This is a genomic window from Stenotrophomonas sp. yr243 (assembly GCF_900184195.1).
Classification (GTDB): domain Bacteria; phylum Pseudomonadota; class Gammaproteobacteria; order Xanthomonadales; family Xanthomonadaceae; genus Stenotrophomonas; species Stenotrophomonas lactitubi.
On the sequence record NZ_FXWT01000004.1, the window covers coordinates 364105 to 381982 of the forward strand.

The 17878-nt window shown below is 66.8% G+C and carries 15 protein-coding genes and 1 pseudogene; 15 read left to right on the forward strand and 1 reads right to left on the reverse strand.

Features of this window, described 5'->3' with window-relative positions; all coding sequences use genetic code 11:
* Positions 1 to 315 precede the first annotated feature (315 nt).
* The 15 genes and pseudogenes from mraZ to lpxC all read left to right on the forward strand — a co-directional run bounded on the left by mraZ (position 316) and on the right by lpxC (position 17137).
* Positions 316 to 762 carry a division/cell wall cluster transcriptional repressor MraZ gene (mraZ, locus tag QOL57_RS18620; protein ID WP_025876601.1) on the forward strand — a complete coding sequence of 149 codons (447 nt, stop codon included), beginning with the start codon at positions 316 to 318 and terminating at the stop codon, positions 760 to 762.
* A 14-nt stretch (positions 763 to 776) separates the two neighbouring features.
* Entirely contained in the window at positions 777 to 1745 is a 969-nt protein-coding gene (gene rsmH / locus QOL57_RS18625) for a 16S rRNA (cytosine(1402)-N(4))-methyltransferase RsmH (RefSeq protein ID WP_025876600.1), read from the forward strand.
* Entirely contained in the window at positions 1742 to 2005 is a 264-nt protein-coding gene (ftsL, locus tag QOL57_RS18630) for a cell division protein FtsL (RefSeq protein ID WP_025876599.1), read from the forward strand. The genes rsmH and ftsL overlap by 4 nt, the downstream gene beginning before the upstream one ends.
* A complete protein-coding gene (locus tag QOL57_RS18635) occupies positions 2002 to 3846 on the forward strand; it encodes a penicillin-binding protein 2 (protein WP_089238765.1) in 1845 nt (614 codons plus the stop codon). The genes ftsL and QOL57_RS18635 overlap by 4 nt, the downstream gene beginning before the upstream one ends.
* Complete coding sequence (locus tag QOL57_RS18640) at positions 3843 to 5351, forward strand: UDP-N-acetylmuramoyl-L-alanyl-D-glutamate--2,6-diaminopimelate ligase (RefSeq protein WP_089238767.1); 1509 nt, start codon at positions 3843 to 3845, stop codon at positions 5349 to 5351. Before QOL57_RS18635 ends, QOL57_RS18640 begins: the two co-directional genes overlap by 4 nt.
* Positions 5348 to 6742, forward strand: a complete 1395-nt coding sequence (murF, locus tag QOL57_RS18645) for a UDP-N-acetylmuramoyl-tripeptide--D-alanyl-D-alanine ligase (RefSeq protein ID WP_089238769.1) — start codon at positions 5348 to 5350, stop codon at positions 6740 to 6742. The genes QOL57_RS18640 and murF overlap by 4 nt, the downstream gene beginning before the upstream one ends.
* Positions 6732 to 7817: a phospho-N-acetylmuramoyl-pentapeptide-transferase gene (gene mraY, locus QOL57_RS18650; RefSeq protein ID WP_089238771.1), complete on the forward strand. Its 1086-nt coding sequence runs from the start codon at positions 6732 to 6734 to the stop codon at positions 7815 to 7817. Before murF ends, mraY begins: the two co-directional genes overlap by 11 nt.
* A complete protein-coding gene (gene ftsW / locus QOL57_RS18655; protein WP_089238773.1) occupies positions 7817 to 9136 on the forward strand; it encodes a putative lipid II flippase FtsW in 1320 nt (439 codons plus the stop codon). The genes mraY and ftsW overlap by 1 nt, the downstream gene beginning before the upstream one ends.
* Positions 9133 to 10221, forward strand: coding sequence for an undecaprenyldiphospho-muramoylpentapeptide beta-N-acetylglucosaminyltransferase (gene murG, locus QOL57_RS18660; RefSeq protein WP_089238775.1), 1089 nt, complete (start codon positions 9133 to 9135; stop codon positions 10219 to 10221). Before ftsW ends, murG begins: the two co-directional genes overlap by 4 nt.
* 40 nt (positions 10222 to 10261) lie before the next feature.
* Positions 10262 to 11698, forward strand: a complete 1437-nt coding sequence (gene murC, locus QOL57_RS18665) for a UDP-N-acetylmuramate--L-alanine ligase (protein WP_089238777.1) — start codon at positions 10262 to 10264, stop codon at positions 11696 to 11698.
* Positions 11695 to 12657, forward strand: a complete 963-nt coding sequence (locus tag QOL57_RS18670; RefSeq protein WP_089238779.1) for a D-alanine--D-alanine ligase — start codon at positions 11695 to 11697, stop codon at positions 12655 to 12657. The genes murC and QOL57_RS18670 overlap by 4 nt, the downstream gene beginning before the upstream one ends.
* Positions 12654 to 13331 (forward strand): annotated as a pseudogene (locus QOL57_RS18675) (cell division protein FtsQ/DivIB); the annotation flags it as partial. The gene QOL57_RS18670 and the pseudogene QOL57_RS18675, both read left to right, overlap by 4 nt.
* Before the next feature lie 68 nt (positions 13332 to 13399).
* A complete protein-coding gene (gene ftsA, locus QOL57_RS18680) occupies positions 13400 to 14635 on the forward strand; it encodes a cell division protein FtsA (RefSeq protein ID WP_025876580.1) in 1236 nt (411 codons plus the stop codon).
* A 161-nt stretch (positions 14636 to 14796) separates the two neighbouring features.
* On the forward strand, positions 14797 to 16032 hold the full coding sequence (gene ftsZ / locus QOL57_RS18685) for a cell division protein FtsZ (RefSeq protein WP_025876577.1): 1236 nt from the start codon (positions 14797 to 14799) through the stop codon (positions 16030 to 16032).
* A 193-nt stretch (positions 16033 to 16225) separates the two neighbouring features.
* Complete coding sequence (lpxC, locus tag QOL57_RS18690) at positions 16226 to 17137, forward strand: UDP-3-O-acyl-N-acetylglucosamine deacetylase (protein WP_089238783.1); 912 nt, start codon at positions 16226 to 16228, stop codon at positions 17135 to 17137.
* A 280-nt stretch (positions 17138 to 17417) separates the two neighbouring features.
* Here lpxC and QOL57_RS18695 read toward each other — a convergent pair whose 3' ends face one another.
* Positions 17418 to 17867, reverse strand: coding sequence for a DUF721 domain-containing protein (locus tag QOL57_RS18695; RefSeq protein WP_176429858.1), 450 nt, complete (start codon positions 17865 to 17867; stop codon positions 17418 to 17420).
* Between the last annotated feature and the right edge of the window lie 11 nt (positions 17868 to 17878).

Consider the following 17878-nt stretch of genomic DNA (forward strand, 5'->3'; position numbering starts at 1 on the left):
GTGCCCGGTTTGCGCAGAGCGGCGTCGCTTTCGGCCCGTTCTGGATGAATGCGCAGGCCATGTTTCACGCGCCCTCCACACCCCTGAACTTCCGTTCAATCTCAAAAATTGAGACGGATCAGCAACTTGTGGATAAACCTTGAACAACTCTCTAAACATTGGCGCAAGCCATTGATGCGGCTGGCGATTTCCCTGCTGAAAAGTTGTTGACAACCCTTGGGCCGCTGCTAAGGTGGGCATCAGAGGGAAATCCGGGTGTTTTGTGGATTTTCGTGGTTCAATGTTTCACCGGGCGAAGGATAAGGTGCAGGCGTCGTGTTCCAGGGCGAGACGGCCATCACAGTTGACGACAAAGGACGCATGGCGGTTCCCACCGCTCACCGCGACCTCGTTGCGCGCGTCAGCAACAACCGTCTCGTGTTGACCTACAACCCCTTCGAATCGGGCTGCCTGTGGCTGTATGCCGAGTCGGAATGGGAGCGGGTACGCGACGACGTCATGTCCAAACCCAACACACAGCGCGTCGTACGTCTGCTGCAGCAGAAGCTGGTCGGTTCAGCCGCCCACCTGGAGCTGGACGGCAACGGTCGCATCAGCATTCCCGCCAGCCACCGCGGTGCGGTGGGCATTGAGAAGAAGGCGGTATTGCTCGGTATGGGCGACAAATTCGAATTGTGGAGCGAGCAGGCGCATCGGGCCCTGATCCAGCAGACGTTGTCTGATGAGGATCTGGGTGATGGGTTGCTCGACCTGAAGTTGTGAGCCGGGGTGCCCGGATGCGCCCAGAAGCGCAGACCGGTCACCTTCCGGTGTCGCAGTCGCCGGCGGTGCATCTGCCGGTCCTGTACACCCAGGTCCTGGAAGGCCTGAGGGTGATCGAAAACGGACGTTATCTGGATGGCACGTTCGGTCGTGGCGGTCATGCACGTGGCGTGCTCACCCAGCTCGGTCCCGAGGGACGCCTGCTGGTCATGGACAAGGATCCGGAAGCCATTGCCGTTGCCGAGCGCGATTTCGCGCCGGACCCGCGCGTGTCGATCTTCCGCGGCAGCTTCGCCCAGCTGCTGCAGTGGAACGAGACCGCCGAAGGCCTGGACGGCGTGCTGTTCGACCTTGGCGTGTCCTCGCCGCAGCTGGATGTCGCCGAGCGTGGTTTCAGCTTCGGCAAGGACGGCCCGCTGGACATGCGCATGGACCCGGACAGTGGCGAAAGCGCTGCGCAGTGGATCAACCGCGTGGAAGATCGTGAGATCGCCGACGTGCTCTGGACCTACGGCGAAGAGCGGCAGAGCCGGCGCATCGCCCGCGCCATCGTGGCCCGCCGCGAGAAGCAGCCGTTCACCCGTACCGCCGAACTGGCCGAGCTGATCGCCTCGGTGATGCCGCGTGGCAAGGACAAGATCCACCCGGCCACGCGCAGCTTCCAGGCCATCCGCATCCACATCAACCGCGAACTGGCAGACCTCGAGGCGGGCCTGGACGCGGCGGTGGAGCGCCTGAAGCCGGGTGGCCGGCTGGCGGTGATCAGCTTCCACTCGCTGGAAGACCGCATCGTCAAGCAGTACATGAACCGCCTGGCCAAGGCACCGCCGGCCAACCGCCGGCTGCCCGAAGCGCAGGCGTTCGTGCCGACGCTGGACCTGATCGGCGGCGCCATCAAGGCCACCGACGAAGAGCTGGCGATGAACCCGCGCGCCCGCAGCGCCGTGCTGCGTGTCGCCCAGAAGCGGGAGGCCGATGCATGAGCCGGCTGCTGCTGATCATCCTGTTGGCCTGCACCGTGGCCTCGGCGATCGGCGTCGTGTTCGTGCGTCACCGTCACCGGCAGACGTTCATCGAGCTGTCGCGCGCCGAGCGTGCGCGTGATGACCTGAACATCGAATTCGGCCGCCTGCAGCTGGAGCAGGCGACCCTGGCCGAAGCCAACCGCGTGGACAGCATCGCCCGCGAAAAGCTCGGCATGAAGTTCCCCGAGGCCGCCGACGTCGTGGTGGTGCGCCCATGAGCAAGACCGGCCGCAACCGTCCCCGCAACGCCTTCAACCTGCGCCAGCGCCTGCGCTGGGTGGCCCTGGCACTTGGCCTGTGCTCGGTGTCGCTGGTCGGTCGTGCCGCCTACGTGCAGATCATCAACAGCGACTTCTACCAGCGCCAGGGTGAAGCACGTTACCTGCGCGAACTGCCGATCAAGACCTCGCGCGGCATGATCACCGATCGCAACGGCGAGCCGTTGGCCGTGTCCACGCCGGTCGCTTCGATCTGGGTGAACCCGCAGGACCTGCTGCGTTCGCCCGAGCGCATCCCCGAGCTGGCACAGGCGGTGGGCATGTCGGTGGACGAGCTGAGCAGCCGCCTGTCGCAGAAGTCGGACAAGGAATTCATGTACCTGCGTCGCCGGATCAATCCGGACGAGGCAGAGCGCGTGGTCGCACTGAAGATTCCGGGCGTGGCGGCACAGCGCGAGTTCCGCCGCTTCTACCCGCAGGGTGAGGCGATGGCGCACGTGCTGGGCTTCACCAACATCGACGACCGCGGCCAGGAAGGTCTGGAGCTGGCCTTCGACGAATGGCTGCGCGGCAAGCCCGGCGGCAAGCGGGTGATCCGCAACCGCAAGGGCGAGACGGTCGAGAGCGATCTGCTGCGCGCCGCCGAGCCGGGCAAGGACCTCACCCTCAGCATCGACCGCCGCATCCAGTACCTGGCCTTCAAGGAACTGCGCAACGCGCTGGTTGCCAACAAGGCGGCAGGCGGTTCGATGGTGATCATGGACGTGACCACCGGCGAGATCCTGGCCATGGTCAACCTGCCGACCTACAACCCGAATTCGCTCAACGGCGCGGTGCCGGACACGCGCCGCAACCGTGCGGTGACCGATCTGGTCGAGCCGGGTTCGACGATGAAGCCGTTGACCATCGCCACCGCGCTGCAGTCCGGCGCGGTGACCAAGGACACCGTGATCGACACCAACCCGGGTTACATGCAGGTAGCCCGCTTCACCATCCGCGACGTGCCACGCAACAACGGCGTGCTGAACGTCACCGGCGTGATCACCCGCAGTTCCAACATCGGTGCAGCAAAGGTCGCCGCGAAGATGCCGGACCAGGTGTTCTACGATGGCGTGCGCCGCTTCGGCTACGGCTCGGTGCCGCACAGTGGCTTCCCGGGTGAATCCGGCGGCGTAGTGCGACGCCCGGCCAACTGGGACGGTGCCACCAAGACGACCATGTCCTACGGCTATGGCCTGAATGTCACGCCGCTGCAGATCGCCACCGCGTATTCGGCGCTGGCCAACGGCGGCAAGTTGATCGCGCCGACCTTCGTCAAGGGCCAGCGCAACGAGGCACATCAGATCATCGACGAGAACGTCGCCAAGCAGGTGGTGGCGATGATGGAAACGGTGGTCACCCAGGGCGGCGCCAAGCAGGCGGCCGTGCTGGGCTATCGCGTGGCCGGCAAGACCGGTACCGCGCGCAAGACCGGCCCTGGCGGTTACGAGCGTGGCCACTACAACGCGCTGTTCGCCGGCGTGGTGCCGGCCACCAATCCGCGGTTCGCCACCGTCATCGTCATCAACGACCCGCAGGGCGGCAAGTTCTACGGCGGCCTGGTGTCGGCGCCGGTCTATCACAACGTGATGGAAGGCACCCTGCGCCTGATGGACGTGCCGCTGGACGACCTGCAGTCGTGGTTGGCTGCCCAGCAGTCCGGAAAGATCGGGCATTCGGCCTCGGTGCTGCCGGTGCCGCCGGCCGAAGCCGCGCTGCCGGTGGATGCCGCCGCTGAATTCGATGCCGCGCTGCCCAGCGCGCAATCCCATGTGCCACCCGCTACGGGAGGCACGCAATGAGTCCTTCGATGTTGCTTTCGCAGTTGCTTCCGGACGTGGCCCTGGCGGGCCATGATCCCGTTCTGACCGGCCTGGTGCTGGACAGCCGTGCCGTGCGCCCCGGCAATGCCTTCGTCGCCATCGCCGGTTTCGGCGCGCATGGCCTGGGCTTTGTCGAGCAGGCGCGCGAAGCCGGTGCCGGCGCGATCCTGTTCGAAGCGCCGGCGCCCGCCGAACTGCCTGCACCGGCCGATGCCATCGCCGTGCCGGACCTGCGTGCGCGCTTGGGTGCGATGGCCGACCAGTTCCATGGCGCGCCTTCGCGGGCGATGACCATGGTTGGCGTGACCGGCACCAACGGCAAGACCTCCACCGTGCAGCTGCTGGCCCAGGCCTGGCACGTGCTCGGTACGCCCAGTGGCAGTATCGGCACGTTGGGCGCCGGACTTTATGGTGCGGTCGAGCCGACCGGTTTCACCACCCCGCTGGTGTTGCAGATGCATGCACTGCTGGCACAGCTGCGCGACGACGGCGCGCGTGCGGTGGCGATGGAAGTCAGCTCGCATGCGCTGGACCAGGGCCGCGTGGATGCCGTGCACTACGACGTGGCAGTGTTCACCAATCTCACCCGCGATCACCTCGATTACCACGGCGACATGGCCAGCTACGGCGCGGCCAAGGCACGGTTGTTCCATCGTCCGGGCCTGAAGGCGGCGGTGATCAATCTTGACGATGCGTTCGGTCGCCAGCTGTTCGCCGGCCTGCCGGCGGGTGTGCAGGCGATTGGCCTGAGCTCGCGCGGTGCCGACGGCGCCAACGTGCGCGCCGACGCGCTGCAGCTGGATGGCCGCGGCATCGGTTTCGAGCTGATCATCGACGGCCAGCGCGCTGCGGTGCAGTCGCCGCTGCTGGGCCGCTTCAACGTGGACAACCTGCTGGCCGTGGCCGGCAGCCTGCATGCGCTGGGGCATCCGCTGCCGCGCATCGCCGAGGTGCTGTCGGCGCTGCAGCCGATCCGTGGCCGCATGAACCGCCTCGGCGGCGAAGACGGCCTGCCGACCGTGGTGGTCGACTACGCACACACCCCCGACGCGCTGGAACAGGCGCTGGACAGCCTGCACGGCCACCTGCAGGGCACGCTGTTCTGCGTGTTCGGCTGCGGTGGCGAGCGCGATACCGGCAAGCGCCCGCAGATGGCTGCGATTGCCGAACGCCTGGCCAACCAGGTTATCGTCACCGACGACAACCCGCGTGGCGAAGATGGCGACGTGATCGTGGCCGACATCCTGGCCGGCTTCGCTGATGCCTCGGTCGTGACCGTGCAGCGCAACCGCGCGCGCGCGATCGGCCTGGCGGTGAAGCGCGCTGGTGACGGCGACATCATCCTGATCGCCGGCAAGGGCCACGAGCCGTACCAGGAAGTGAATGGCGTGCGCCATGACTTCGACGACACCGAAGTAGCCGCTGCTGCACTGGCCGCCAAGGTCGGTGTGCTGGCGGCGCAGGCCGGGGAGGGCGCGGCATGAAGCGCACCCTGCTTTCGCTGATCGCGCACTGGGCCGGTGGCGAGATCCACGGCGACGACGTGGCCATCGATGCCATCAGCAACGATACCCGCAGCCTTGGCCCGGGCAGCCTGTACGTGGCGCTGCGTGGCGAACGCTTCGACGGCCATGACTTCGCCGCTGACGCGCAGGCACGTGGCGCCAGCGCGCTGCTGGTCGAGCGCCTGCTGCCGCTGGATCTGCCGCAGGTGCTGGTGGCCGACAGCGAGCGCGCGCTGGCGAAGATCGCCGCCGGCATGCAGCGCGACCGTGCGACCGAACTGTTCGCCATCACCGGCAGCAACGGCAAGACCAGCGTGAAGAGCCTGCTGCTGGCGATCCTGCAGCAGGTGGCCCAGCACGCGCAAAAGGTCGTCTACGCCAACCCGGGCAACCGCAACAACGAGATCGGCCTGCCGCTGGCAGTGATCGACGCACCGGAAGATGCCGACTACGCCGTCTACGAGATGGGCGCCGGCAAGCCGGGCGACATCGCCTACCTGACCGACATCGCGCGCCCGCGCTATGCCCTGGTCAACAACATCGCCCCGGCCCACCTGGAGCGGATGGGCAGCCTGCTCGGCGTGGCCGTGACCAAGGGCGCGATCTACGCCGCACTGCCGGCCGATGGCGTGGCCGTGATCAATGTCGACGACGCCTACGGGCGCTGGTTCGAACAGCATTTCATCGGTACCCCGGCACGTTGCCGGGTGCTGCGCTATGGCCTGGAACACACCGCCGACGTCACCGCGCGCGACATCCGCGCCGGTGCGCAGGGCAGCCGCTTCACCCTGGTCACGCCGATGGGCGAGGCGGGTGTGGTGCTGGGCCTGCCGGGCCGCCACAACATCAGCAATGCACTGGCCGCTGCCAGCCTGGCGCTTGCCGCCGGCATCGAACTGTCACTGGTTGCCACCGGCCTGGCCGAGGCACAGCCGGTGCCGGGCCGCCAGATTGCCCATCAGCTGCACAACGGTGCGGTGCTGGTGGACGACAGCTACAACGCCAACCCCGGTTCGCTGGCCGCCGCCATCGACGCACTGGCCGCCGCTCCGGAAGAGGGCTGGCTGGTGCTGGGCGACATGCGCGAGCTTGGCCCCGATGCCGAGGCACTGCATGCACAGGCGGGTCTCCGCGCGCGTGCTGCCGGCCTCAAGCGCCTGTATGCATTGGGTCCGCTCAGTGCCGCCGCTGCCGCCGCGTTTGGCGAGGGCGGACGTCATTTCACCACCCATGACGCGCTGTCGCAGGCGCTGAAGGACGAGCTGCACGCCGGCGTGCGCTGCCTGGTCAAGGGTTCCCGTGGCAGCGCCATGGACACGATTGTCAAAGCGCTGCTGGCGCAAGGAGAGGAATCCCCGCATGTTGTATGAACTGGCTCGATGGTTGCAGCAGTTGGAGAGCCTGTTCGGGCTGTTCAACTACCAGACGTTCCGCGCCATCCTTGCCGCGTTGACGGCGCTGTTCCTGTCGCTGTGGCTCGGCCCGGCGATGATCCGCAAGCTTGCCCAGTTCAAGGGTGGCCAGCCGATCCGCAAGGACGGTCCGCAGACCCATTTCTCCAAGGCCGGTACGCCGACCATGGGCGGTTCGCTGATCCTGCTCACCGTCACCCTGTCGGTGCTGATGTGGGCTGACCTGCGCAACCGCTACGTGTGGCTGGTGCTGGCGGTGATGCTGTGCTTCGGCGCCATCGGCTGGTACGACGACTGGATCAAGATCGTCCGTCGCGACCCGAACGGCCTGAAGTCGCGCTGGAAGTACCTGCTGCAGTCGATCTTCGGCCTGGCTGCGGGCATCTTCCTGTTCCAGACCGCTGACGTGCCGGCGGCGCTGACCTTCTATATCCCCATGTTCAAGTCGGTGGCGCTGCCGCTGGCCGGCATCGGCTTCGTGGCCATCGCCTATTTCTGGATCGTCGGCTTCTCCAACGCGGTCAACCTGACCGACGGCCTGGATGGGCTGGCGATCATGCCGACGGTGCTGGTGGCCTGTGCGCTGGGCGTGTTCGCCTATGCCTCGGGCAACGCCGTGTTCGCCAACTACCTGCAGATCCCGCAGATTCCGGGCGCCGGTGAGCTGGTCATCATCTGCGCCGCGATTGCTGGTGCAGGGCTGGGCTTCCTCTGGTTCAACACCTATCCGGCCATGGTGTTCATGGGCGATATCGGCGCGTTGTCACTGGGCGCGGTGCTGGGCACCATCGCGGTGATCACCCGCCAGGAACTGGTGCTGGTGATCATGGGCGGCGTGTTCGTGATCGAAACGTTGTCGGTGATGATCCAGGTCGCCTCGTTCAAGCTGACCGGCAAGCGCGTGTTCCGCATGGCGCCGATCCATCACCACTTCGAGCTGAAGGGCTGGCCGGAGCCGCGCGTGATCGTGCGCTTCTGGATCATCTCCGTCGTGCTGGTGCTGATCGGCCTGGCCACGTTGAAGGTACGCTGATGAATGACCTGTCGCACCAGGCAACACGCCTTGAGGCCATCGGTGGCAGCTACGACAAGTGGCTGCTCGGCGCGATGATCGCGCTCACCGGGCTGGGCGTGGTGATGGTCGCGTCCAGTTCGATCGCGTTGATGAGCAGCCCGTTCTACTACCTCAACCGCCACCTGATCTTCCTGGCGGTCGGCATCGTGCTGGCCATCATGGCCGCGCGTACCGAGCTCAAGACCATCGAGCAGTACAACCAGATGCTGCTGCTGGGCTGCTTCGCGCTGCTGGTGGTGGTGTTCGTTCCCGGCCTGGGCAGCAGCGTCAACGGTGCCCGCCGCTGGATCAACCTGGGCATCTCCAAGTTCCAGACGGTCGAAGCGGTGAAGGTGCTCTACATCGTCTGGCTGTCCAGCTACCTGGTGCGTTTCCGCGACGAGGTCAATGCCACCTGGCCGGCGATGCTCAAGCCGCTGGGCGTGGCCGGTGCGCTGGTGGTACTGCTGCTGCTGCAGCCCGACTTCGGTTCGTCCACCCTGTTGCTGGCGATCACCGCCGGCATGCTGGTGCTGGGCGGGGTGAACATGCCGCGCATGTCGATGCCGGTGGTGATCGGCCTGGTCGGCATGAGCGCGCTGGCGATCATCGAGCCGTACCGCATGCGCCGCATCACCTCCTTCCTCGACCCGTGGGCCGACCAGCAGGGCGACGGCTACCAGCTGTCCAACGCGCTGATGGCCGTGGGCCGCGGCGAGTGGACCGGCGTCGGCCTGGGTAATTCGGTACAGAAGCTGTACTACCTGCCCGAGGCGCACACCGACTTCATCTTCTCGGTTACCGCCGAGGAATTCGGCTTCCTGGGCACCTGCACGATCGTGGCCCTGTACGCGCTGCTGGTCGGCCGCACGTTCTGGCTGGGCATGCGCTGCGTGGAAATGAAGCGCCACTTCTCCGGCTACATCGCCTTCGGCATCGGCCTGTGGATCAGCATGCAGACCTTCGTTTCGATCGGCGTGAACCTGGGCATCCTGCCGACCAAGGGCCTGACCCTGCCGCTGATTTCGTCGGGTGGTTCGTCGGTGCTGATGACCTGCGTGGCGATGGGACTGCTGCTGCGGGTGTCCTATGAATTGAAGCGTGCCGAACGCCGCCAGGCCGTGCGCATGGGCGCTGCCGACGAAGTGGCTGGCCCGGCTCCGGCCGATGCGCCGGCCGCGCCGGTGGCAAAGAACGTGCCGATGGCCGCCGAACCGGCTGCGGCCGAGCCGGCCGCCGTGCGCGGCACCAGCCGTCTGCAGTCGCGCGTCGAACCTACCTTCGGGAGGCTCGGATGAGCGCCGTCCAGAACAATGCTCGGCCGGTGATGATCCTGGCCGGTGGTACCGGCGGCCACATCTTCCCGGGCCTGGCTGTGGCCCGCGTGCTGCGCGCGCGTGGCGTGCCGGTCACCTGGATGGGCGCCGCTGGTGCGATGGAAACCCGTCTGGTTCCGCAGCACGACATCCACATCGATACGCTGGCCATCACCGGTCTGCGCGGCAAGGGCAAGCTGGCCCTGCTGGCCGCGCCGTGGCGCCTGATGCGCGCGCTGCGTGCCGCCGGCCTGATCATCCGTGATCGCCAGCCGCGTGCGGTGGTCGCCTTTGGTGGCTTCGCGTCCGGTCCCGGTGGCATGGCCGCGCGCCTGCACGGCCTGCCGCTGATCGTGCACGAACAGAACCGCGCGCCAGGCCTGACCAACCGCATCCTGTCGCGCTACGCGCGCCGCCTGCTGACCGGGTTCCCGGGCACCTTCGCTGCACGCGAGGAATTCGTGGGCAACCCGGTGCGCGCCGAAATTGCCGCGGTCGCGCCGCCGCAACAGCGGCTGGCCGATCGCAGCGGTCCGCTGCGCCTGCTGGTGCTGGGCGGCAGCCAGGGTGCTCGCGCACTCAACAGTGGTGTGCCGCAGGCACTGGCCGCGCTCGGTGCGCAGGTGCCGGTGGTGGTGCGTCACCAGAGCGGCGAGAAGCTGCATGCCGAAGCGGTCGAGGCCTATGCCAAGGCGGGCGTGCAGGGCGACGTGACGCCGTTCATCGCCGACATGGCCGAAGCCTTTGCCTGGGCCGACCTGGTGGTGTGCCGTTCCGGCGCGTCCACGCTGGCCGAACTCTGTGCGGTCGGCATTGGTAGCGTGCTGGTGCCATTCCCCGCTGCTGTCGACGATCACCAGACCCGCAATGCGGAGTATCTGGTCGAGCGCGACGCGGCCGTATTGCTGAAGCAGGACGAAACGCTGGCAGACGGCATTGCCGCGCTGCTGCGTGATCTGTCCGAAAATCCCGCCCGCCGCATGCAGATGGCGCAAGCCGCGCGTGCCCTGGCCAAGGTCGATGCCGCCGAGCGCATCGCCGATATCATTCTCGAGGAAGCTGTATGAAGAAGGCACGCTCCAGCGCCTGCCCTGCGCGAGGCCGCGCATGATCCGCCGCCTGCATGACACCAACGATCTGGTGCGCGCGTTCCCGCGCGTGCATTTCGTCGGCATCGGTGGCACCGGCATGAGCGGCATCGCCGAAGTGATGCTGACGCTGGGCTATGAAGTGTCCGGTTCGGACAACGCCGACAACGCTGCCACCCGCCGTCTGGCCGGCCTGGGCGCGCGCATCATGCGCGGCCATTCCGCCGCCAACGTGCTGGGCACGGACTGCGTGGTGGTCTCCAGCGCGATCCGCGAGGACAACCCGGAGCTGATGGAGGCGCGCAGCCAGCGCATTCCGATCATGCCGCGCGCGGCGATGCTGGCCGAACTGATGCGCTTCCGCCGCGGCATCGCCGTGGCCGGTACCCATGGCAAGACCACCACCACCAGCCTGACCGCGGCGGTGCTGAGCGAAGGCGGGCTGGACCCGACCTTCGTGATCGGTGGCCAGCTGCTGGCGGCTGGCGCCAACGCCAAGCTCGGCGGTGGCCAGTGGCTGGTGGCCGAGGCCGACGAGAGCGATGGCAGCTTCCTGCGCCTGAATCCGTTGATGTCGATCATCACCAACATCGATTCCGATCATCTGGAGAACTACGGCAACGACTTTGCCCGCGTGCAGGCGGCGTTCGCCGAGTTCCTGCAGCGCCTGCCGTTTTATGGCCTGGCAGTGCTGTGCATCGACGACCCGGAAGTGGCCGCACTGGCCGCCAAGACCCCGCGCCACGTGATGAGCTACGGCATGAGCCCGCAGGCCGACGTGCGCGCTGAGAACGTGGTGCAGGAAGGCTCGCGGATGCGCTTCACCCTGCGCCTGCCGCAGGGCACCAGCCAGGAAGTGGTGCTGGCGCTGCCGGGCAAGCACAACGTGCTCAACGCGCTGGCCGCTGCGGCGGTGGGTTGGCAGCTGGGTGTGTCTCCGGACACGATCGCGCGTGCGCTGGCCAGCTTCGCTGGCGTCGGCCGCCGCTTCAACGATCTGGGCGAAGTGACCACTGCCACTGGTGCAAAGGTCCGCATCATCGACGACTACGGTCACCATCCGAGCGAGCTGGAAGCGGTGTTCGCCGCTGCCCGTGGCGGCTGGGCCGACAAGCGCCTGGTGGTGGCCTTCCAGCCGCACCGCTACAGCCGTACCCGCGATCAGTTCGACAAGTTCGCCGCGGTGCTGTCGAGCGTCGATGCGCTGGTGCTGAGCGAGGTCTATCCGGCCGGTGAAGAGCCGATCGCCGGTGCCGATTCGCACGCGCTGGCCCGCGCCATCCGTGCGCGTGGCCGCAGCGAGCCGGTGGTGGTCGGCAAGGCGTCCGAGCTGGCAACCGTGCTGCCGGACGTACTGCAGGACGGCGATCTGCTGCTGATGATGGGTGCGGGCGACATCGGCGCCGTCGCCAGCCACATTGCAGTGGAAGGTTTCAAGGCGGAGGGCGAGGCGTGAGCACGCTGACCTTCCCGCCGCTGCGCAGCACCGACCCGGCCGTGTTCGGCCGCGTCGCCGTGCTGCTCGGTGGCAGCTCCAGTGAACGCGAAGTGTCGCTGGATTCGGGCCGCAACGTACTCGAAGCACTGCAGTCGCGTGGCGTCGATGCGGTCGCCATCGATGGCATTCCGGCGCTGGCCAAAGCGCTGGCGGCCGGCGGCATCGATCGCGTGTTCAACATCCTGCACGGCCACAACGGTGGTGGTGAGGATGGCATCGTGCAGGGCCTGATGGACGCGTTCGGCGTGCCCTACACCGGTTCCAACGTGCTGGGCTCGGCCTTGAGCATGGACAAGATCCGCACCAAGCAGGTGTGGCTGTCGCTGGGCCTGCCGACCCCGCAGTACCGGAAGGTCGATGCCTCCACGGTGCATGCGCTGGCGGCCGAGCTCGGCCTGCCGGTGGTGGTCAAGCCGGCCAACGAAGGCTCCAGCGTGGGCATCAGCCGGGTCACCGACGACGCCGGCCTGGACGAAGCGGTGGCCCTGGCCGCGCGCTACGACGGCCAGCTGCTGATGGAACAGATGGTGGTCGGCGACGAACTGACCGTGGCCATCCTGGGTGATGTCGCGCTGCCGTCGATCCGCATCGTGCCCAAGGGCCAGTGGTACGACTACAACGCCAAGTACATCGCCGAAGACACCCAGTACCTGTGCCCGGGCCTGGATGGCGATGACGAAGCAGAGATCCGCCGCATCGCGCTGGCGGCCTTCCGCGCCGCCGGTTGCCGTGGCTGGGGTCGCGTGGATGTGATGCGTGACCGCGCCAGCGGCCGCTTCTTCCTGCTGGAAGTAAACACCGCGCCGGGCATGACCAGCCATTCGCTGGTGCCCAAGGCGGCCGGGCAGGCCGGCATCAGCTTCGAGGAGCTGGTGTGGCGCGTGCTGGAACAGACCCTGGAGGCATCGCACGCATGAACGCGGTGCTGCGCATCTTCGTCTGGCTGTTGGCACTGTCGGTGGTTGCACTGCCGGTGGTGGCCGTAGTCAATGGCTGGGTCGGCGCCGAGCGCTGGCCGCTGGCGAAGCTGCGCGTGCACGGTGAGTTCAAGCGGGTGCCGCCGGAACAGCTGCAGCAGGTGCTGCTGCCGTATGCACATGCCGGTTTCTTCGCGGTGAAGCTGCAGGACGCGCAGGACGCGCTGGAAAAACTGCCGTGGGTGGAAAGCGCGCAGGTGCGCAAGCAGTGGCCCGACGTGCTGGAAGTGACGCTGGTCGAGCACAAGCCGTTCGCGCGCTGGGGCGAAGGTCGCCTGCTGTCCGAGCAGGGCAAGTTGTTCCCCACGCCGAAGAAGCTGGCCGACCTGCAGCTGCCCGAGCTGGATGGCCCGGACAGCCAGACCGAAGAAGTGGTCAAGCTGTACAACGATTCGCGCGCGCTGTTCGCGCCGGCTGGCGTCGATGTGCGCCGGCTGACCATGGACGCGCGCGGCAGTTGGTCGCTGCTGCTGAGCAACGGCACTGAAGTGGTGGTCGGCCGCGATGACGCGCGTTCGCGCCTGCAGCGCTTCGTGCGCGTGCTGCCGCAGCTGGCCAACCAGGCCGCGCCGATCGAGCGCGCCGACCTCCGATATACCAATGGTTTCACGCTGAGCTGGGGCACTCCGGCCGCCCCCGCCAATGCACCGGGCACCCCGGCACGAAGGACGCAGGAAAGAACATGAATCGCAAGGGTGACAAATCGCTGATCGTCGGCCTGGATATCGGCACCTCCAAGGTGGTGGCGCTGGTGGGCGAGTATTCGCCGGGCAACCCGATCGAAGTGATCGGCATCGGCTCCCATGAGTCGCGCGGCCTCAAGCGCGGCGTGGTGGTGGATATCGAATCGACCGTGCAGTCGATCCAGCGTGCGGTCGAAGAAGCCGAGCTGATGGCCGGCTGCGAGATCCGCTCGGTGTATGCCTCCATCTCCGGCAACCACGTGCAGTGCAAGAACTCGCCCGGCATCGTGCCGATCCGTGACGGCGAAGTGACCTGGGGCGACCTGGATCGCGTGCTTGATGCGGCCAAGGCCGTGGCGATTCCGGCCGACCAGAAGATCCTGCATGCGATCCCGCGCGAGTACGTGCTGGATGATTCGCAGGAAGGCATCCGCAACCCCGTCGGCATGACCGGCGTGCGCCTGGAGGTGCATGCGCACCTGGTGGTGTGCGCGCAGTCGGCCGCCGCCAACATCAGCAAGTGCGTGCAGCGCTGCGGCCTGCAGGTGGACGACCTGGTGCTGTCCTCGCTGGCGTCCAGCGTGGCGGTGCTGACCGCCGACGAGCGCGAGCTGGGCGTGGTGCTGGTCGACATGGGCGCCGGCACCACCGATATCGCGGTGTTCGTGCAGGGCGCGATCTGCCACACCGCCTCGCTGCCGATCGCAGGCGACCACGTGACCAACGACATCGCGCACATGCTGCGTACACCGACCCCGGAAGCCGAGCAGATCAAGGTGCGCTACGCGTGTGCCCTGGCCCAGCTGGCCACCGCCGAGGAGAGCATCCAGGTGCCGTCGGTCGGTGATCGTCCGCCGCGCCGCATGCCGCGCCACGCGCTGGCGCAGGCCGTGCAGGGCCGCTACGAAGAGATCTTCGAAATGGTGCAGGCCGAACTGCGCCGCTCCGGCTTCGAGGAACTGGTGCGCGCCGGCATGGTGCTGACCGGTGGTGCCTCGAAGATGGAAGGCGTGGTCGAACTGGCCGAGGAAATGCTGCAGATGCCGGTGCGCGTGGGCATTCCGCAGCACGTCACCGGTCTGGGCGAAGTGGTGGGCAACCCGGTGCATGCCACCGGCGTGGGCCTGCTGCTGATGGGCAGCCAGATCGAGCATCCGCGCCGGCCGTCGCTGCCGACTGGCCGCGCCGGAAGCATGTTCAAGAAACTCAAGACCTGGTTCCGCGGCGAATTCTGACGCGGAGCCTGCACTACCCGGGCTCGCCCGGTTGCAACACCGGCAACACGACGCAACACCGGCAACACATAACCCACACAGCCGCAACGACGGCATGCAGCACGAAGGCAGGACGCCCGAATGCCCATGCAATCGAAAGCGGATACAACGAGGACACGGACATGGCGCATTTTGAACTGATCGAAAAGATGGCACCCAATGCGGTGATCAAGGTTGTTGGCGTGGGCGGCGGCGGCGGCAATGCCGTGGCGCACATGGTCAACTCGGCAGTGGATGGCGTGGAATTCATCACCGCCAACACCGACTCGCAGGCCATCAAGAATTGTGGTGCCAAGCTGCAGCTGCAGCTGGGTACCAATGTCACCAAGGGCCTGGGCGCAGGCGCGAATCCGGAAGTCGGCCGCCAGGCTGCGCTGGAAGACCGTGAGCGCATCATGGACGCGCTGCAGGGTGCGGACATGGTGTTCATCACCGCTGGCATGGGCGGTGGCACCGGTACCGGCGCTGCGCCGGTGGTGGCACAGCTGGCCAAGGAAATGGGCATCCTGACCGTGGCCGTGGTCACCAAGCCGTTCCCGTTCGAAGGCCGTCGCCGCATGCAGGTCGCGCTGAAGGGCATCGAAGAACTGAGCCAGCACTGCGACTCGCTGATCACCATCCCCAACGAGAAGCTGATCACGGTGCTGGGTCGCAACGCGACCATGATCCAGGCCTTCCGTGCCGCCAACGACGTGCTGCAGGGCGCCGTGCAGGGCATCGCCGACCTGATCGTGCGTCCGGGCCTGATCAACGTCGACTTCGCCGACGTGCGCACCGTCATGTCCGAAATGGGCCTGGCGATGATGGGTACCGGTACCGCCCGCGGTGATGACCGCGCGCAGGCCGCGGCCGAGTCGGCCATCCAGAACCCGCTGCTGGACGATGTGAACCTGGCCGGTGCCAACGGCATCCTGGTCAACATCACCGCCGGTGCCGACTTCACCATGGCCGAGTTCGACGAGATCGGCCGCACCATCGATGGCTTCGCTTCGGAAGACGCGACCGTGGTGGTGGGTACCGTGCTCGATCCGGACATGCAGGACGAAGTGCGCGTGACCGTGGTCGCCACGGGCCTGAACCGCGTTTCGGCCAGCAAGACCCAGCGTCCGGGCGAGCGTGCACCGATCAAGCTGGTCCGCAACGCCACCACCGGCCAGCCGGAGTTCGGCGAGTTCGACAACGGCGGCGATGCGGTGTCCAAGGCTGTCGGCGGCATGGGCCTGGGCCTGCGTCGGGCCAGCAGCGACAGCGTCGCAGCTTCCACCCCGTCGGCTCCGGCCTCCTCGGCCCCGGCCGCGGCGGAACTGCCGAACGATTACCTGGACATCCCGGCGTTCCTGCGCCGCCAGGCGGACTGATCGACGCTGCCCGGGGCTTGTCCCCCCCGGGTTGCGCCACCATGTCCTGAAAACGCGGGCGCCGGGCCAGGATGGGCCCGGCCGCCCTGCTTCACGCGCGTCCTACCGGCGCGCCGGTGTGTCCTGCCGGCGTTTCAGTCGGGGTAGGGGACCCTGCGTGTTAATCTAATGTGTCACTTCCGGTCGTCCCCCCATGATCCAGCAACGCACCCTCAAGAACACGATCCGCGCCACCGGCGTAGGCCTGCACAGCGGCGACAAGGTCTACATGACCCTGCGTCCGGCGCCGGTCAACCATGGCATCGTGTTCCGGCGCGTGGACCTGGACCCGGTGGTGGAAGTGCCTGCCAAAGCCGAACTGGTCACCGAAGTGACCCTGTGCACCGGCCTGACCTGCAACGACGCCAAGATCCAGACCGTCGAACACCTGATGTCGGCCCTGGCCGGCCTGGGTGTGGACAACATCATCGTCGAACTGTCCTCGGCCGAGCTGCCGATCATGGACGGTTCGTCCGGCCCGTTCGTGTTCCTGCTGCAGTCGGCAGGCATCGTGGAACAGGATGCGCCCAAGCGCTTCATCCGCGTGCTGAAGACCGTGGAAGTGACCGAGGGCGACAAGGTGGCCCGCTTCACCCCGTATGAGGGGTACAAGCTGGGCTTCACCATCCAGTTCGACCACCCGATGATCCCGGCCAAGCAGTCGCGCCAGGAAATCGAGTTCTCGACGATGGCCTACACCAAGGAAATTTCCCGCGCGCGCACCTTCGGCTTCATGCGCGACCTGGAATACATGCGCGAGCGCAACCTCGGCCTGGGCGGCTCGATGGACAACGCCATCGTGCTTGATGAGTTCCGCGTGCTCAACGAAGACGGCCTGCGCTACGCCGACGAATTCGTGCGCCACAAGATCCTCGATGCGATCGGCGACCTCTATCTGGCCGGCGGCCAGGTGCTGGGCGCCTACGAAGGCTTCAAGTCCGGCCACGCGCTCAACAACAAGCTGGTACGGGCGCTGATGGCCGATGCCACTGCCTGGGAATGGGTCACTTACGACTCGCCGGCGGTGCCGGACCCGGTGGTATACGCCACGCCGGCCTATGCCTGATTGCACAAGTCGTTGAATTTGAATGCAAAAACGCCGCCTTCCAGGGCGGCGTTTGCGTTTCCGGCGTTCCTTGAGGCACTGGCGCAGTGGGTGACGCGACGGCCGGGACGAAGTCACGGTTTTGTGAACCTGTTGGATCGGAAGCCTGAATTTAACGTTGTTTTAACAGCAATCTAACGACTGCCCCACCGGGGCCAGCTAGGATGCGACCCGGCCCCCGAAATGTTTCACGCTGCGGTGACACGCGCGACGGGGAGTGGAGCAGGACGCTCCGCTGCTTTCAGGTTTCCTGCTTCGGTTTCGAAGGAAGGTCCTGCAGAGCTGCCAAGGCGTCGCGTAGCCCTTTGTGCGTGGCGGCTGAAACTGCGTGGGGTCCATTCCGGTTGTCGAGCGCTGGGGAGCGCGTGGGAGTGGGAGACGCAGTCTTGACGGTCACCTTGGTGGCCTTCAGCCCGATGGACCGGGCCGCGTCGAGCAACTGGGCTTCGGCAAGCCGCAACTTGGCATGCCAGACCGGGGACTCGACGAGAAAAACGAGGTGTTCCCCGTCCACATTGGCCAGCCGGCAACGGCTGCGCAGAGGTGGCGGCAACTGGGGGCGCAACTGACGGTCCAGCGCGTCGAGCCATAGGGCACGCCGCAGCGGGTTCCCGCTTTTGTCCGCCATCACTACATCCAGGGCCGGTTTCGGTCTGGATGCGGGACGAACGCTGGATTTCGGCTCAGACATGAAAACTCACT

Bases quoted from the DNA above. Each gene is read 5' to 3' on its own strand.
- murC (WP_089238777.1), top strand. From the start codon at position 10,262: ATGATCCGCCGCCTGCATGACACCAACGATCTGGTGCGCGCGTTCCCG.
- ftsZ (WP_025876577.1), top strand. From the start codon at position 14,797: ATGGCGCATTTTGAACTGATCGAAAAGATGGCACCCAATGCGGTGATC.
- rsmH (WP_025876600.1), top strand. From the start codon at position 777: ATGCGCCCAGAAGCGCAGACCGGTCACCTTCCGGTGTCGCAGTCGCCG.
- lpxC (WP_089238783.1), top strand. From the start codon at position 16,226: ATGATCCAGCAACGCACCCTCAAGAACACGATCCGCGCCACCGGCGTA.
- murF (WP_089238769.1), top strand. From the start codon at position 5,348: ATGAAGCGCACCCTGCTTTCGCTGATCGCGCACTGGGCCGGTGGCGAG.
- ftsW (WP_089238773.1), top strand. From the start codon at position 7,817: ATGAATGACCTGTCGCACCAGGCAACACGCCTTGAGGCCATCGGTGGC.
- ftsA (WP_025876580.1), top strand. From the start codon at position 13,400: ATGAATCGCAAGGGTGACAAATCGCTGATCGTCGGCCTGGATATCGGC.
- QOL57_RS18640 (WP_089238767.1), top strand. From the start codon at position 3,843: ATGAGTCCTTCGATGTTGCTTTCGCAGTTGCTTCCGGACGTGGCCCTG.
- mraY (WP_089238771.1), top strand. From the start codon at position 6,732: ATGTTGTATGAACTGGCTCGATGGTTGCAGCAGTTGGAGAGCCTGTTC.
- ftsL (WP_025876599.1), top strand. From the start codon at position 1,742: ATGAGCCGGCTGCTGCTGATCATCCTGTTGGCCTGCACCGTGGCCTCG.
- QOL57_RS18635 (WP_089238765.1), top strand. From the start codon at position 2,002: ATGAGCAAGACCGGCCGCAACCGTCCCCGCAACGCCTTCAACCTGCGC.
- murG (WP_089238775.1), top strand. From the start codon at position 9,133: ATGAGCGCCGTCCAGAACAATGCTCGGCCGGTGATGATCCTGGCCGGT.
- QOL57_RS18695 (WP_176429858.1), bottom strand. From the start codon at position 17,867: ATGTCTGAGCCGAAATCCAGCGTTCGTCCCGCATCCAGACCGAAACCG.